Below are 13,744 nucleotides of genomic sequence, written 5' to 3'. Positions count from 1 at the left end.
CCGTCACACGCGCGCCCAGGACGGCGCGGTGACCAGCGCCAGCAGCTGGTCGTCGCCGAGCGCGGGCGGCACCGCGGCGAACCGGTGGTCGGGCCCGTACGTCCAGACCCTGGCGGTGACCAGGGTGCCGTCGGGGAGCAGCGCGCCCGCCATCCGCTGGGCGCCCCGCGTGCCGTCGGGGCCGGAGAGCTCGTTGGTGAAGACCAGCGTGCCGTCCGGGGTCCGGTCGAAGCTCCCGTTGGGCGCGAGGTCGCGGAACCTGGCGGCCGGCTCGGTGGGGAAGCCGCGCTGCCAGCCGTGTTCGACGGTGACGAGCAGCTGGCCGGTGGCGCCGCCGAGGGAGACCGTTCCGTGGGCCCGGCCCCAGCCGCGCTGCTCCTCGGTGCCCGGGTCGAAGGTCGCCCCGGCGGGCAGCGCGGCGGGCAGCGCGGTGAGCACGGCGCGGGCGTCGACGGGCGCGGCGGGCGCCACGGTGGCGGCGGGGAGGTGGGCGAAGGCGGGCCGCCAGGCGTCGGAGGAGGCCACGGCGAGGAGGCGTTCCTCGGTCAGCGGCGGCCGCTCGCGGGCGGGCTGCCCGGGCCGGCCGGAGGCGATCTCGGTCGCGGTGACCATCCGGCCGTCGGGGGCGGCGTAGGTCGCCGTCCAGACGCGGTCGTCGCCGTCCCAGCGCGGCGTGGTGGCGGTGGTGACCAGGTGGGAGCCGTCGGCGCGGGTGGTGAGCCGGCAGGTGGCGGTCGGCTGGGCGAGGGTGTCGGGGCACTGGAGGGCGGTCGTGCCGTCACCGATCGGGGTGGCCAGCCGATCGACGGTCAGCAGGATCCGGGCGGGGCCGTCGCCGTCGTCGTAGTCCAGCCAGGCCATCGGGGTGCGGCCGGGCTGGAGCTCGTCGGGGGAGGTGCCGGAGAGGTCGCTGACGCGTCCGTCGGCGGGCATCAGGGAGTTCAGGGTGTCGGACATGAACGTCCGGCCGACGGGCGTGGTGGCCGGCGCGGGGCGCGCGGGGTCGCGGTCGGGCAGCAGGGCCAGCGCGCAGCCGGCCGCGGCGACCAGCGCGAACGCCGAGGCGCCGGCGGCCCGGCGGCGTCGCACCCGGGCGCGGCCGCGGCGTTCGGCGGCCATCGCGAACAGCTCGGTGGACGGCTCGGGGGCGAGGTCGGCGGAGGCCCGCAGGGCGCGGGCGAAGTCCTGTTCGGAAGTCTCGGAAGTCATCGGCATGCTCCGGAAGCGGTGCGGAGGGAAGGTCGGGAACGGCGTCAGGGCCGGACGAGCTCGTCGAACTGCCCGCCCAGGCGGGTGCGCAGGCGGCCGAGCGCGCGGGAGGCCCGGGAGCGGACGGCGCTCGGGGTCAGCCGGAGGGCGGCCGCGGCCTCCTCCACGCCGAGGTCCTCCCAGTAGCGCAGGACGAGCACCGCCCGGTCCTGCTGCGGGAGTTCGGCGAGCGCCCGGAGCAGGGTGACGCGCAGCGCGTGGTCGGCGGCGGGCGCGGCGGACTCGGCGAAGGTGTCGGTGACGTGCTCGCGGCTGGCGCGCCGGCGGCGGTGGCTGAGGAAGGTGTTGACCAGGACGGTCCGGGCGTACCCGGCGGGGTTCGCCATCCGGGAGACCCGACGCCAGTTGCCGTAGAGCTTGCCGAGCGCCTCCTGCGCGAGGTCCTCGGCGAGGTGGGCGTCGCCGCCGGTCAGCAGGTAGGCGGTGCGCACCAGGTGGCGGCCGCGGGCGGCCGCGAAGTCCCGGAACTCCAGGGGCCCGCCGTCGTCCCCGGTCGTGGTCGTGCTGTCCATGCCCCTCTAACGCGATGGGTCGGTGTTCTTGTCGCATCGTCGAATGAACGGCGGTGCTCGGCAGTTGAGCACCCTCGGCGCGTGCGGGGTGTCGAAAACGGACACCGGAGGGCAAAGTGTGACGATGTCGCGGTGACCACCACCAGCGAGATCAGCCCGGCGGCCCCGCCCGTCCTCGACCGGCGGCAGCGCAACATCGTCTTCGGCACCATCATGCTCGGCATGCTGCTGGCCGCCCTCGACCAGACCATCGTCGGCACCGCGCTGCCCACCATCGTCGCGGACCTCGGCGGCGCCGCGCACATGTCCTGGGTGGTGACGTCCTACCTGCTCGCGGAGACCGTCACCACCGCGCTGGTCGGCAAGATGGGCGACCTGTTCGGCCGCAAAGTGGTCTTCCAGGTCTCCGCGATCGTCTTCATCACCGGCTCCTTCCTGTGCGGCCTGGCCACCAACATGACGCTGCTGATCGCCTGGCGGGCCGTGCAGGGCGTCGGCGCGGGCGGCCTGATGGTGACCTCGATGGCGCTGATCGCCGACGTGATCCCGCTGCGCGAACGCGGCAAGTACCAGGGCGCGATCGGCGCGGTGTTCGGCGTCGCCACCGTGGTCGGGCCGCTGCTGGGCGGCCTGTTCACCGACCACCTGACCTGGCGCTGGGCGTTCTACGTGAACGTGCCGATCGCCGTCCTGGTGGTGGTCGCCGCGGCCCGCACCATCCCGGTGGTGCGCTCCGCCGCCCGCCCGGTGGTCGACTACCTGGGCATCGCGCTGGTCGCGATCGGGGCCAGCGCCCTGATCCTGGCGACCAGTTGGGGCGGCAACGAGTACGCCTGGGGCTCGCCCGTCATCATCGGCCTGTTCGCCGGCGGCGTGGTCGCGCTCGGCCTGTTCTGCTGGGTGGAGACCCGCGCCGCCGAACCCACCCTGCCGATGCGGCTGTTCCGCAGCCAGGTGTTCACGGTCTGCTCGGTGCTCAGCTTCATCGTCGGCTTCGCGATGCTCGGCGCGATGACCTTCCTGCCGACCTTCCTGCAGTACGTGGACGGCGACTCGGCGACCGTCTCCGGCGTGCGCACCCTGCCGATGGTGCTCGGCCTGCTGATCGCCTCGATCTTCTCCGGCAACGTGGTCTCCAAGACCGGCCAGTACCGGATCTTCCCGATCATCGGCTCGCTGGTGATGGCGGCCGGCCTGTACCTGCTGTCACTGCTGGAACCGGGCACCAGCGCCTGGCTGGCCAGCCTCTACATGTTCGTGCTCGGCACCGGCATCGGCCTGTGCATGCAGGTGCTTACCATCGCCGTGCAGAACACCGTCGACTACGCCGACCTCGGCACCGCCACCTCCGGCGTCACCTTCTTCCGCACCCTCGGATCCTCCTTCGGCACCGCCGTGTTCGGCACCATCTACGCCAACACGCTGCGCACCAACCTCGCCGACGGCATCGCCGCCGCCGTGCGGGCCACCGGCGGCAGCCCGGAGCAGATCGCCGCCGGCGCGCAGAGTCCGCACGGCGTCCAGGAGTTGTCGCCGGCCGCCGCCGAACCGGTCATCCAGGCGTACGCCGACTCGCTGCACACCGTCTTCCTGTGGACGGTGCCGGTGGCGCTGCTCGGGTTCGTCGTCGCGCTCTTCCTCAAGCAGGTCCAACTCCGCGACTCGGCCCGGGCCGGCTCCACCGGCATGGGCGAGGGCTTCGCCCAGCCGTCCTCCGGCGACAGCGCGCGGCTGCTCGAACTCGCCGTCGGGAAACTGCTCGGCGGCGCCGGCCTGGACACCGCCCGGCAGGTCGTCGCCGACTCCGGCACCCGGCTCGACGTGGCCGGCTCCTGGGCCGTCATGCAGGTCGAGCTGTTCACCCGCACCGTCGGCCACGCCACCCTCAACCTGATCGCCGCCCACCGCCGGATCCCGCCGGAGGTCCTCCAGCCGGTGTTCGACCGGATGGTCGCCGAAGGCTTCCTGGACGAGGCGGGCGGCTTCTACACGCACACCGGGGCCGGCGAGCGTGAGGCCGCGGCCATCACCCGCGCCTGGGGCCAGTGGCTGCGCCACCGCCTGGAGCAGGATCTCGGCCACCCCAGCAGCGCCGAACTGCGGGCCGCCGCCGACACCATCGCCAAGCGGGTGCTCGCCGAGGACCTCGCCGAAGGGTACCCGCAGGGCGCCGGGCTGGTGCGGAGCTGAGCCGACGACCGGTCAACTCCCTTGCGCAGTAGTCGTGTTGGCGAATCAGGGGGCCGGCCGTTCCGGGGTGCGGTACCGCCCCGGCCGTGCCGGTCCCTAGGCTGGCTCCATGCTTCTGTACGCTCCCGCAGTCTTCTTCCTGCTCCTTGCCGCCGTCGGCGTGCTGCGCGACCGACGACGTTTCAGCAACGCCGTGTACCTCGGGCTCGCCGTCACCTTCCTGGCGTTCGCCCTGCTCGCCTCCCTCGGCCAGGTCCACTCCGTCCTCGCCGAGGTCGTGGTGATCGCCGTCGTCCTCGTCCCGGCGCTCGGCGCCCTGCTGCTCGCGGGCCTGCTGATCGCCAACGGCTTCAAGATGATCCGCAAGGAGGGCCGGCGGCTGGCCAACCTGCTGTCGCTGCTGTGCGGCATCGGCATCCTGGGGGTCGTCGCCCTGCTGATCGCCGCCGTCCAGGCCGACTCGCCCGTGCTGGCCGTGGTCGCCCGCACCGTGCTGCTGCTCTCCTGCTACCTGTCCTTCCTGTTCGCCTGCTTCGTCGGCTACGCCTACCTGTACGGCCGGCTGAACCCCCGGGAGGAGGTGGACTACGTGGTCGTCCTCGGCTCCGGCCTGCTCGGCGGCACCCGCGTCTCGCCGCTGCTGGCCAGCCGCCTGGAGCGGGGCCGCGCCCTGTACGAGCGGCAGGCCGCGCACGGCCGCCCGCCGCTGCTGGTCACCTCCGGCGGGCAGGGGCCCGACGAGCAGCTCCCCGAGTCCCACGCGATGGCCGACTACCTGCTCGAACGGGGCTTCCCCGCCGACCGGATCGTCCGCGAGGACCGCTCCCGCACCACCGACGAGAACCTCCGCTTCTCCCGCGAGCTGATGGCCGCCGCGAACCCCGACTACCGCTGCGTGGTGGTCACCAACAACTTCCACGCCTTCCGCGCCGCCCTGCTGGCCCGCCGGGAGGGCGTCAACGGCCAGGTCGCCGGCTCGCCCACCGCCGCCTACTTCTGGCCCAGCGCCACCATCCGCGAGTTCGTCGCGGTGCTGGTCGCCCACAAGTGGGTCAACCTGACGGTCTGCGGCCTGCTGGCGCTGGTCTCCGTCACCGCCTAGGACGCGCCCGACGCGGCGACGAAGGTGTACGCGCCGAGTTCGAGGAACAGGGCGTCCGCGAGCTCGGGCACACCGGTCAACCGGACGGCGATCCGGCGCTCCCGCGCCCCCTGGCCGCCGGTCACCGGGGTGTACGCCCGCAGCACGATCCGGGCGTCGCACGGCAGCGGCCGGTCGAACCGGACCACCACCGTGACGGTGCCCGAGTAGTTGGCGGGCAGCAGCACCGAGCGGGTGTACCCCTCGTCGGTGCCGGGCGAGTAGATCTGCGCCGTCAGGCTGAACGGGGCCTGCTGGTCGGTGTTGGAGAAGGTCGCGGTGCCGTCCGGCAGGTCGGTGCCGGAGACCCCGAAGACGAACCGGGTCGGGACGCTGTTCAGGTTGCAGATCGCCAGGTTCGCCAGGACGTACTCGGTCTGCCGGCACGGGATCACGTCGATGTTGCGCCAGCCGACGTTGGGGTTGTAGCGCACCCAGTTCAGGTAGTCCACGAGCGAGTTGAAGGTGGGCAGCGTCGCCGGCATCGGGTGGGCGGGGGAGTCCACGGTGGTGATCGTGCAGTAGTGGCCCGGCGGTGTCTGGCTCGGGAAGAGGAAGGCGGACCTGCTGACGCAGATCCGCCCGGGCGGGATCTCCCGGGAGCCGCCGCGGACGGTGAACGGCACGCTGGTGCCGCCGCCCTCCGCGGGGATCGGCGTCCAGGCGCGCGGGTCCAGCAGCAGCCCGCCCGGGGCGAAGTACAGCCGGACGTCGCCGGAGCTCGGGCAGCCGGTGCGCAGGTTCCGCCCCCGGACGTAGATGCGGTTGAGCTGCCCCTGCACGATCGGGTGGCCCAGCCCGAGGTCGGGGCCGCCGTAGCTGGACTCCAGCAGGTCGAAGTCGAGGATGTCGCTGCCGAACGGGATGATGTCCGGGGACTCCCAGACCGGGTCGGCGGTGGGGGTCTGCCCCTGGTCCTGGAAGTTGTCCCGCACCAGGATGTCGTCCCAGTTGGCGGCCGCGTTCATGGTTCCTCCCGAGAATCGTCGCGCCGGGGCGCGCGGCGGTGGCCGCGCGGTCCGGCGGGCTGTTCCGTGCTGGGATCGGGACGGCGGAATACACCCGTTCGGGGGAAGGTCCCGACGCAGTCAATGTACGTGCTCGAACCATTCGGCCCAATCCATCGAACGGGTGAAGGTGCGTCAGGGGCGGACGCCGTCACAGGCCGGCGGCGAGGCCCTTGACCAAGGTGAGCAGCCCGCCGGCCAGCGCCACGGCCAGCACCAGCCGCCGCACCGGACGGTCCGGCACGCGGCCCGCCAGCAGGTGGCCGACGGCGGTGCCCGCCGCCACCGCGCCACCCGCCACCGCCCACTGCGCGGCGGACAGCACCGGCAGGCCCTTCGCGGAGAGGGACATCGCGTTCACCGCCAGCGCGAAGAACTGGGCGTTCGGCAGGAACTCGCGCGCCGTCCAGCCGCAGTTCGCCGCGTACAGCGACACCGCCGGGCCGCCCACCCCCGCCGCCGCGTTCAGCAGCCCGCCGGCCGCGCCCGCCGCCACCGCCCCCGGCACCCCGCGCAGCGCCGCCGCCCGCACGCCGAGCATCACCGCCACCGAGGCCGCGCTCACCACCGCGCCGATCGCCGCCAGCAGCGCCGCCTCCGGCGCGACGGCCGCCAACCGCGCCCCCAGCGGGACGGCCGGCGCGGCCGCCAGCACCAGCGGCACCATCCGCCTCGCCCGCACCCCGCGCCACCCGGCCGCCAGCCCGACCACGCTGATCGCCCCCGAGGCGCAGTTCGACAGCCCCACTCCGCCGGCCGGCCCGAGGACCAGCACCAGCACCGGCGCGGCGATCAGCGCGAACCCCACCCCCGACAGCCGCTGCACCGCCGCCCCGGCCAGCACCACGAGCCCCAGCACCACGAGCCCCGGCGCCGCCGTGCCCACCGCCCGACCCCCGTCAGCCCCGGGGCAGTTCGGGCGTGACCAGCGCCCGGGCGAAGGGCACCCCCGTCCTGCGGGCGTGCGCCATCCGCTCCCGCACCTCGCCGAGGGTGCGCGGCCGGTAGCCGGGGCCGCCGCAGCAGCCCATGGGGAAGCGGACGCCCGCGTGCAGCAGCACCGAGAGCACCCGCCAGCCGGCGGTGTCCCGCCGCTTGGGCGCGGCGAAGGCGGCGCCCACGTGGATCAGCGGCTCGGCGCAGCGCGCGCAGCGCCGCTCCCGCCCGTCCGGGCGGCTCTGCTTGTACGAGGCACGGCAGGGCAGGCAGACGAACGAGGTGTGGGCGTAGGCCATCCGGCCAGGGTAGGGCCCGCGCCGCGGCCCGATCGACCGGATTTCCGCGCGGGCCGCGGGAGTCACCAGGAGGCGGCCGGGGGCGTGCCGAGCCGGGAGGCGGTCAGGGTGTGGCGCAGGCGGCGGTAGGCGTCGTCGTCGAAGCGGCCCGCCCGGGGGTGCAGGACGGTCGCGGCGGACAGCGCCACCGCGTCCGGCAGGATCGCCGACCAGCCGGCGTTGCCCGCGAGGCCGGCCGCGAGCGCCGCGACGGCGGAGTCGCCCGCGCCGGTCGGATTGCCGGCGACGCTCGCGGGCGGGGCGCACCGCCACGCGCCGTGCGCGTCCACGGCGAGCAGGCCGTCGGGGCCGAGGGAGGCCAGCACGGACTCGGCGCCGCGCCGCAGCAGGGTGCGGGCGGCGTCGTGCGGGTCGGGCAGGCCGGTGGCGGCGGTCAGTTCGGCCGCGTTCGGCTTGATCGCGGTGGGCCGGGCGGGCAGCGCGGCGAGCAGTGCCGGGCCGTCCGCGTCCAGCACCACCGGGATGCCGAACTCCCGTCCGAGTGTGACGAGTTGCGCGTAGCCGTCGGCGGGTGCGCCGGGCGGGAGGCTGCCGGACAGCACCAGCACCGCCGCCTGCGGCAGCTGCCGTCCGGTCTCCGCGAGCAGGGCGTCCCACTCGGCGGGGGCGAGCGCCGGGCCCGGCTCGTTGAACATGGTGGCGTCGGCGGTGTCGACCACGGCGACGGTGCGGCGGGTGTCGCTGGCAATCGGGACGGTCGCGTGGTCGAGGCCCGCCGCGACGAGCTCGGCCCGCACCGCCTCGCCGGTCGGGCCGCCCAGCGGCAGCACGCAGCGCGCCGGGCGGCCGAGCGCGGTCAGCACCCGGGCCACGTTCACGCCCTTGCCGCCGGCCTGGGCGGCGATGTCGGAGACCCGGTGGCTGGTGTGCGGGCGGAAGTGGGGGACGGTGTAGGTGACGTCCAGCGCCGGATTGGGTGTGACGGTGAGGATCACGACGGACGCCCCCAGGAAATCGACTCTGCTGACTGAAACTGCTTGATCATAGTCGGATTCGCGCAGCTTCGATCAATTTCCGGGCGGTGAGGTGCGCAGTCATTTGAGCAGCCGGGACAGTCGGCGGTCGGCCAGCACCCGGCCGCCGGTCTGACAGGTCGGGCAGTACTGGAGCGAGGAGTCGGCGAAGTTCACCGAGCGCACGGTGTCGCCGCAGACCGGGCAGCGCTCGCCCGCCCGGCCGTGCACCGCCAGGCCGGCCTTCTTCTCCGACTTCAGCCCGCCGACCGGCACCGCCCTCAACTGCTCCAGCGCGCCGCCCAGTTCGTGCCCGATCGCGGCGTGCAGGCGGGCCAGCCGCTCGGCGTCCAGCGAGGCCGCCATGGCGTACGGGGAGAGCTTGGCGGTGTGCAGGATCTCGTCCGAGTACGCGTTGCCGATGCCCGCCAGCACCGTCTGGTCGGTGAGGAAGGTCTTCAGCCGCTGCCGGGCCCCGGCGGCCAGCGCGGCCAGCTGCTCCGGGGTGACGGCGAGCGCGTCGACGCCCAGGCGGGCGACGCCCGGCACCTGCCCGGGCTCCGTCACCACGTAGGCGGCCAGCCGCTTGGTGCTGCCCTGCTCGGTCAGGTCGAAGCCGCTGCCGTCGTCCAGCACCAGCCGCAGCGCCAGCGGCCCGCGACGGCTCGGCGGCTTCGCGGGGAAGGACTCGCGCCGGTGCACCCAGCCCGCCCGGGCCAGGTGCACCACCAGGTGCGGGCCGTCCTCGGTGGCCAGGTCCAGGAACTTGCCGTGCCGGGACACCCCGCTGACGGCCCGTCCGGCGAGTGCCGCCACCGGCGGGTCGAAGGTCTTCAGCGCGGTGATCGACAGCACCTCCGCGCGCTCCAGGACGCGTCCGGCGCAGGCGGCGGTCATCCGCTCGGCGAGCGCCTGTACTTCGGGGAGTTCGGGCACCCGTCCAGTCTCGCCCGGGTGCGCCGGGGCGGGCCACCGGGGCGGTGGTGCCGGGTGACGACGACACGCTAAGTTGTCTGTACAAGTTGACGGTGGGGCGTTCGGCCGGACACCGCGGGACGTCGGGGGAGGGTGACGCGCGTGAGCCAGGACGCCGTACCGGTGGTGGTGTTGGCGGCGGCGCTGCTGCACGCCGTGTGGAACGCGCTGGTGCACGGGGTGCGCGACCGACTGGCCGGGCTGGCGCTGATGAACGTCGTGTTCGTGGCCTTCGGCGCGGTGTTCGCGCTGTTCGTGCCGCTGCCCGGCGCCCGGGCCGTCCCCTACCTGCTGGCCTCGACCGCACTCCAGACGGGCTACCAGCTGCTGCTCGTCCGGGCCTACCGGCTCGGCGACTTCGGCCAGATGTACCCCCTCGCGCGCGGCACCTCCCCGGCCGCGGTCGCCCTGCTCGCCGCGACCGTCCTGCACCACCCGCTCCCGGCCCGGCAGCTCGCCGCCGTCGGCGTCATCTCGCTCGGCCTCGCCGGACTGGCCTTCGTCGGCGGCCCGCCCCGCCGCGACCAACTCCCCGCGCTGGCCGCCGCGCTCGGCACCGGCGGACTGATCGCCTGCTACACCGTGGTGGACGGCAGCGGGGTGCGCGCCGCGACCTCCACCGGCGGCTACCTCGCCTGGATGTTCCTCCTCCAGGGCCTCGCCGTCCTGACCGCCGTCGCCGCCGTCCGCCGCCGCACCCTGCTGCCCGCCCTGCGCGAAGGCCGCACTGCGGCGCTGGCCGGCGGCCTGATGTCGCTCATCGCCTACGGCCTGGTGGTCTGGGCCCAGACCGTCGGCGACCTCCCCACCATCGCCGCCCTGCGCGAGACCTCCATCGTCATCGCCGCCCTGATCGGCACCCTCGTCCTCCGCGAACGCCTCGGCCCCCTCCGCCTGGCGGCCAGCGCCACGGTGCTCACCGGCATCGCCCTGCTGGAACTCGCCCACTGACCGGCTGCCTCCGGGTGGGCAGTGCTCTGCCGGGGTTCGACCTTCGAGCGGCGGCAGGGGCGGCCGGTGGGGGTCAGCCGCGTGGCGGTCAACCGGCGTGTGGTGTCTGCGGGTTGGCTGCGCATCGGCATCCTCGGCCCGCTCCGCCTGGCGGGCAGCGCTACGGTGCTCACCGGCATCGCCCTGCTGGAACTCGCCCACTGACCGGCTGCCGCCGGGTGGGCAGTGCTCTGCCGGGGTTCGGTCTTCGAGCGGCGGCGGGGGCGGCTCAGGTGAGGGATGCCAGCGCAGTGGCCAGGCGGTGGGCGGCGTCGGTGAGTTGGGTGTGGTTCTCGGCGCCGGCGAAGCTGACGCGGGCCCGGGCGGCGGGCTCGGCGGTGAAGTAGCCCGCGCCCGGGGAGAGGGCGACGCCGTGGCGCAGGGCGGTGGCGGTGAAGGCGGCCGGGTCGACCGGGGCGGGCAGCGGGAGCCACAGGTGGATGCCGCCGTAGGGGAGGCGGGCGGGCAGCAGGGCCGGGGCGCGGTGCGCGAGGGCCGTCGTGAAGAGCTGCCGCCTGGCCGTCAACTCCCGTGCCAGCGCGCGCAGATGACGGGGCCAGTCGGGGGAGGTGACGAGTTCCAGGGCGGCCTCCTGGAGCGGGCGCGGGACGAAGAAGGAGTCCACCGCCTGGACGGTCCGCAGCCGGGCCAGCGCCGGCCCGCGGGCGACCAGCGCGCCCACCCGCAGGCTGGGGGAGGCCGCCTTGGTGAGCGAGCGCAGGTGCACCACGGTGCCGTCCGGATCGTCGGCGGCCAGCGGCGGCGGCAGCTCGGGGGCGTCGGAGTGGGCCAGCATCCGGGCGAAGTCGTCCTCCACCACGAACGCCCCGGCACGCTTCGCCGCCGCCAGCACCGCCCGTCGCCGCTCCGCGCTGAGCACCGTGCCGGTCGGGTTCTGGAACAGCGGCTGGCACACGAACAGCCGCGCCCCCGACACCGCGAACGCCTCCGCCAGCCGTTCGGGCCGCACCCCGTCCTCGTCCACCGGCACCGGCACCGGACGCAGCCCGGCCGCCCGGGCGACCGCCAACAGGCCCGGGTAGGTGGGGGATTCGACCAGCACCGGCGCGCCCGGCGGGGCCAGCGAACGCAGCGCCGTGGTCAGCGCGCTCTGGCCGCCGGCCGTGATCAGCACCTCGGCCGCCGTGACCCCGCCGCCCAGCTCGCGCGCGAACCAGCCGCGCAGCTCCGCCAGCCCGTCCAGCGGCGGCCGGCCCCACGCGCCGGGTCGGCGCCCCGCCCGGCCCAGCGCGGCGGCCAGCGCCCGCTCGGGCAGCAGCGAGGCATGCGGGTAGCCGCTGTTCAGGTCGATCACCTCCGGCGGCGCCAGCGCCAGCGCCGTCAGCACCCCCGAGGCGTCCACCACCCGGGCCGGCGGCGCACCGGCCTCCGCGCTCAGCGCCACCTCCTGCCAGGAGAAGTCTCCCTGCGCGGCGGCCGCGGGCCGCGGCTCGGCGCGGAACACCCCGGCACCCGGACGCGTCACCACCACGCCCTCCGCGACCAGCTCCCGGATCGCCCGGGACACCGACACCGGACTCACCCGGTAACGCTCCACCAGCGCCCTGCTACTGGGAATCCGCTCCCCCGGCGAGTAGCGCAACACCAGGCGGCGCAGCGCATCCGTCAGCTCCTGCACGGTCATTGACAGACCTTCCGATCAGTGTCGCTCGGCTGCTACCGTCCTGTATGTCGGCACAGAATAGCGCTACCGCCCCGCTGTCAGTAGCGGTCACCGGAACCGCCCAGGCCGCCCTGGGCTCGCTCTGCTTCTCCTTCACCTTCCCCGCCACCCGCTGGGCGCTGGACAGCTTCGGCCCCTGGACGCTCACCGGCCTGCGCGGCACCCTGGCCGCCCTGGTCGCGGGCGCCTGCCTGCTCGCGTCCGGCGCCCGCACCCCGCCGCGCTCCGCCTGGCCGGGGCTGGCGGCCGTCGCGGCCGGGTGCGTGATCGGCTTCCCGGTGCTGTCCACGCTCGCGCTGCGGACCTCCTCCACCGCGCACTCCGCCGTGGTGATCGGCCTGCTGCCGCTCGCCACCGCCACCGCCGCCGCGCTCCGGGCCGGCTCCCGCCCGCCGCGCCCGTTCTGGCTCGCCGCCCTCGCGGGGGCCGCCGCGGTGCTGGCCTTCACCGTCCAGCAGAGCGGCGGCGCCGTCCTCACCGCCGCCGACCTGTACCTCTTCGCCGGCCTGGTGATCTGCGCCTTCGGCTACGCGGAGGGCGGCCGGCTGGCCCGCACCATGCCCGGCTGGCAGGTGATCGCCTGGGGCCTGGTCGCCGCGCTGCCCGTGATGGCCGTCCTCGCCGCCCTCGGACCGACCGCCGAACCCGTCCGCTGGAGCCTGCACGGCACCGCCGGCCTGCTCCACCTGGCGCTGGTCTCCCAGTTCGCCGGCTTCGTGGTCTGGTACCGGGGCATGGCCGCCATCGGCGTCCCCCGCGCCAGTCAACTCCAGCTCGCGCAGCCCCTGTTGACGATCACCTGGTCGGTCCTCCTGCTCGCCGAACCGCTCCCCGCCACCGCCGTCCCCACCGCCCTCGCCGTCCTCGCCTGCATCGCCGTCACCCAACGCACGGGCAGCGGCGGGGTCCGCGAGGCCTCCTCGTAGGCCCCGCGACCCGGGTGTCGCGTCAGATCCGCCCCTTGCGCACCGAGTGCCAGGCCGCGCCGGCCAGGGCGCGGGCGGAGCGGGGGAGCGAGAGGTGCTCGTGGTCGCGGTAGAGCGCCCAGTTGTACTGGACCAGGGACAGCTTGTTCGAGGACAGCGAGCCGGCCCGGTGGGCGCGGTAGAGGGCCAGCGGCTCGGGGAGGCCCCGGGCCGGGGTGCCGTCGCGCATGATGGACAGCCACAGGGCGTAGTCCTGGCGCTTGAGCATCTCCGGCATCAGCCGGGTGCCGAGCGCGTTGCGGTCGTACATGGCGGTCAGGGCGCCGATGTAGTCCTGGGTCAGCATCGCCCGGTAGTCGACGTGCTCGCGGGCGTGCACCACCCGCCCGTTCGGGGTGAAGTCGGTGCCGTCGCCCGCGTAGTCGGCGTCCACCTTGTAGTACGAGGTGAACGTCAGCGGTGCGCCGGCGGTCGCTGCGAAGGCCAGCTGCCGTTCGAGCTTGGCCGGCAGCCACATGTCGTCGCTGTCCAGGAAGGCGACGTAGTCGCCGTCGGCCCGCGAGATGGCCAGGTTGCGGGCCCGGGCGGCGCCGCCCTGCTGCGGCGCCGAGCGCGGCGAGACCCGGTCGTCCTGCCGGGCGAACTCCATCAGCAGGTCCATCGAGTCGTCGGTGGACCCGTCGTCGGTGATCAGCAGCTCAAGATCCGTGTGGGTCTGCGCGAGCACCGACCGGATCGACGCGCCGAGCGTGTCCGCCGAGTTGTAGACGGGCATGACGACAGACACCAGGGGCACAGCGCT

14 protein-coding genes are annotated in these 13,744 nt (G+C 74.8%); 5 read left to right on the top strand and 9 right to left on the bottom strand.

The genetic code is table 11. The annotated features are described in order from the left end of the window. Nucleotides 1–3: 3 nt before the first annotated feature. On the bottom strand, nucleotides 4–1,209 hold the full coding sequence (locus ACWEMJ_RS00660; RefSeq protein ID WP_452134722.1) for a hypothetical protein: 1,206 nt from the start codon (nucleotides 1,207–1,209) through the stop codon (nucleotides 4–6). 44 nt (nucleotides 1,210–1,253) lie between these two features. Further along, nucleotides 1,254–1,781, bottom strand: coding sequence for a SigE family RNA polymerase sigma factor (locus tag ACWEMJ_RS00655; protein ID WP_452134721.1), 528 nt, complete (start codon nucleotides 1,779–1,781; stop codon nucleotides 1,254–1,256). 132 nt (nucleotides 1,782–1,913) lie between these two features. Between ACWEMJ_RS00655 and ACWEMJ_RS00650 the strand changes: the two genes are divergently transcribed. Both ACWEMJ_RS00650 and ACWEMJ_RS00645 read left to right on the top strand, forming a co-directional pair. Beyond that, entirely contained in the window at nucleotides 1,914–3,971 is a 2,058-nt protein-coding gene (locus ACWEMJ_RS00650) for an MDR family MFS transporter (RefSeq protein WP_452134720.1), read from the top strand. Nucleotides 3,972–4,080: 109 nt separating this feature from the next. Next, nucleotides 4,081–5,073 (top strand): YdcF family protein, encoded by a 993-nt coding sequence (locus ACWEMJ_RS00645; RefSeq protein WP_452134719.1) that lies wholly within the window; start codon nucleotides 4,081–4,083, stop codon nucleotides 5,071–5,073. Here the strand turns inward: ACWEMJ_RS00645 and ACWEMJ_RS00640 are convergent. From ACWEMJ_RS00640 to ACWEMJ_RS00620, 5 genes are all read right to left on the bottom strand, one after another. Further along, entirely contained in the window at nucleotides 5,070–6,080 is a 1,011-nt protein-coding gene (locus tag ACWEMJ_RS00640) for a hypothetical protein (RefSeq protein ID WP_452134718.1), read from the bottom strand. The two genes, ACWEMJ_RS00645 and ACWEMJ_RS00640, sit on opposite strands and share 4 nt — an antisense overlap. 190 nt (nucleotides 6,081–6,270) lie before the next feature. Continuing rightward, nucleotides 6,271–6,978: a sulfite exporter TauE/SafE family protein gene (locus tag ACWEMJ_RS00635; protein ID WP_452134845.1), complete on the bottom strand. Its 708-nt coding sequence runs from the start codon at nucleotides 6,976–6,978 to the stop codon at nucleotides 6,271–6,273. A 40-nt stretch (nucleotides 6,979–7,018) separates the two neighbouring features. Then, nucleotides 7,019–7,354, bottom strand: a complete 336-nt coding sequence (locus tag ACWEMJ_RS00630) for a deoxyxylulose-5-phosphate synthase (protein WP_452134717.1) — start codon at nucleotides 7,352–7,354, stop codon at nucleotides 7,019–7,021. A 62-nt stretch (nucleotides 7,355–7,416) separates the two neighbouring features. After that, nucleotides 7,417–8,349 (bottom strand): 1-phosphofructokinase family hexose kinase, encoded by a 933-nt coding sequence (locus ACWEMJ_RS00625; protein ID WP_452134716.1) that lies wholly within the window; start codon nucleotides 8,347–8,349, stop codon nucleotides 7,417–7,419. A gap of 99 nt (nucleotides 8,350–8,448) precedes the next feature. Continuing rightward, nucleotides 8,449–9,303 (bottom strand): Fpg/Nei family DNA glycosylase, encoded by an 855-nt coding sequence (locus ACWEMJ_RS00620; RefSeq protein ID WP_452134715.1) that lies wholly within the window; start codon nucleotides 9,301–9,303, stop codon nucleotides 8,449–8,451. Nucleotides 9,304–9,444: 141 nt separating this feature from the next. Between ACWEMJ_RS00620 and ACWEMJ_RS00615 the strand changes: the two genes are divergently transcribed. Together ACWEMJ_RS00615 and ACWEMJ_RS00610 are read left to right on the top strand one after the other, a co-directional pair. Next, the gene (locus ACWEMJ_RS00615) at nucleotides 9,445–10,293 is read left to right on the top strand and encodes an EamA family transporter (protein WP_452134714.1); all 849 of its coding nucleotides are present in this window, start codon (nucleotides 9,445–9,447) and stop codon (nucleotides 10,291–10,293) included. Nucleotides 10,294–10,359: 66 nt separating this feature from the next. After that, nucleotides 10,360–10,497: a hypothetical protein gene (locus ACWEMJ_RS00610; protein ID WP_452134713.1), complete on the top strand. Its 138-nt coding sequence runs from the start codon at nucleotides 10,360–10,362 to the stop codon at nucleotides 10,495–10,497. 64 nt (nucleotides 10,498–10,561) lie between these two features. Here ACWEMJ_RS00610 and ACWEMJ_RS00605 read toward each other — a convergent pair whose 3' ends face one another. After that, on the bottom strand, nucleotides 10,562–11,977 hold the full coding sequence (locus ACWEMJ_RS00605; RefSeq protein WP_452134712.1) for an aminotransferase-like domain-containing protein: 1,416 nt from the start codon (nucleotides 11,975–11,977) through the stop codon (nucleotides 10,562–10,564). A 44-nt stretch (nucleotides 11,978–12,021) separates the two neighbouring features. Here ACWEMJ_RS00605 and ACWEMJ_RS00600 point away from each other — a divergent pair, with 44 nt between their 5' ends. Beyond that, complete coding sequence (locus ACWEMJ_RS00600) at nucleotides 12,022–12,942, top strand: DMT family transporter (protein ID WP_452134711.1); 921 nt, start codon at nucleotides 12,022–12,024, stop codon at nucleotides 12,940–12,942. A 22-nt stretch (nucleotides 12,943–12,964) separates the two neighbouring features. On the opposite strand, the gene ACWEMJ_RS00595 is transcribed toward ACWEMJ_RS00600, so the two are convergent. Further along, nucleotides 12,965–13,738, bottom strand: coding sequence for a glycosyltransferase family 2 protein (locus ACWEMJ_RS00595; RefSeq protein WP_452134710.1), 774 nt, complete (start codon nucleotides 13,736–13,738; stop codon nucleotides 12,965–12,967). Nucleotides 13,739–13,744: the final 6 nt, after the last annotated feature.

It is taken from the genome of Kitasatospora sp. NPDC004531 (assembly GCF_053602195.1).
Note: the sequence above shows the minus strand (reverse complement) of the source record. Positions and strands in the feature narration are given on the sequence as shown.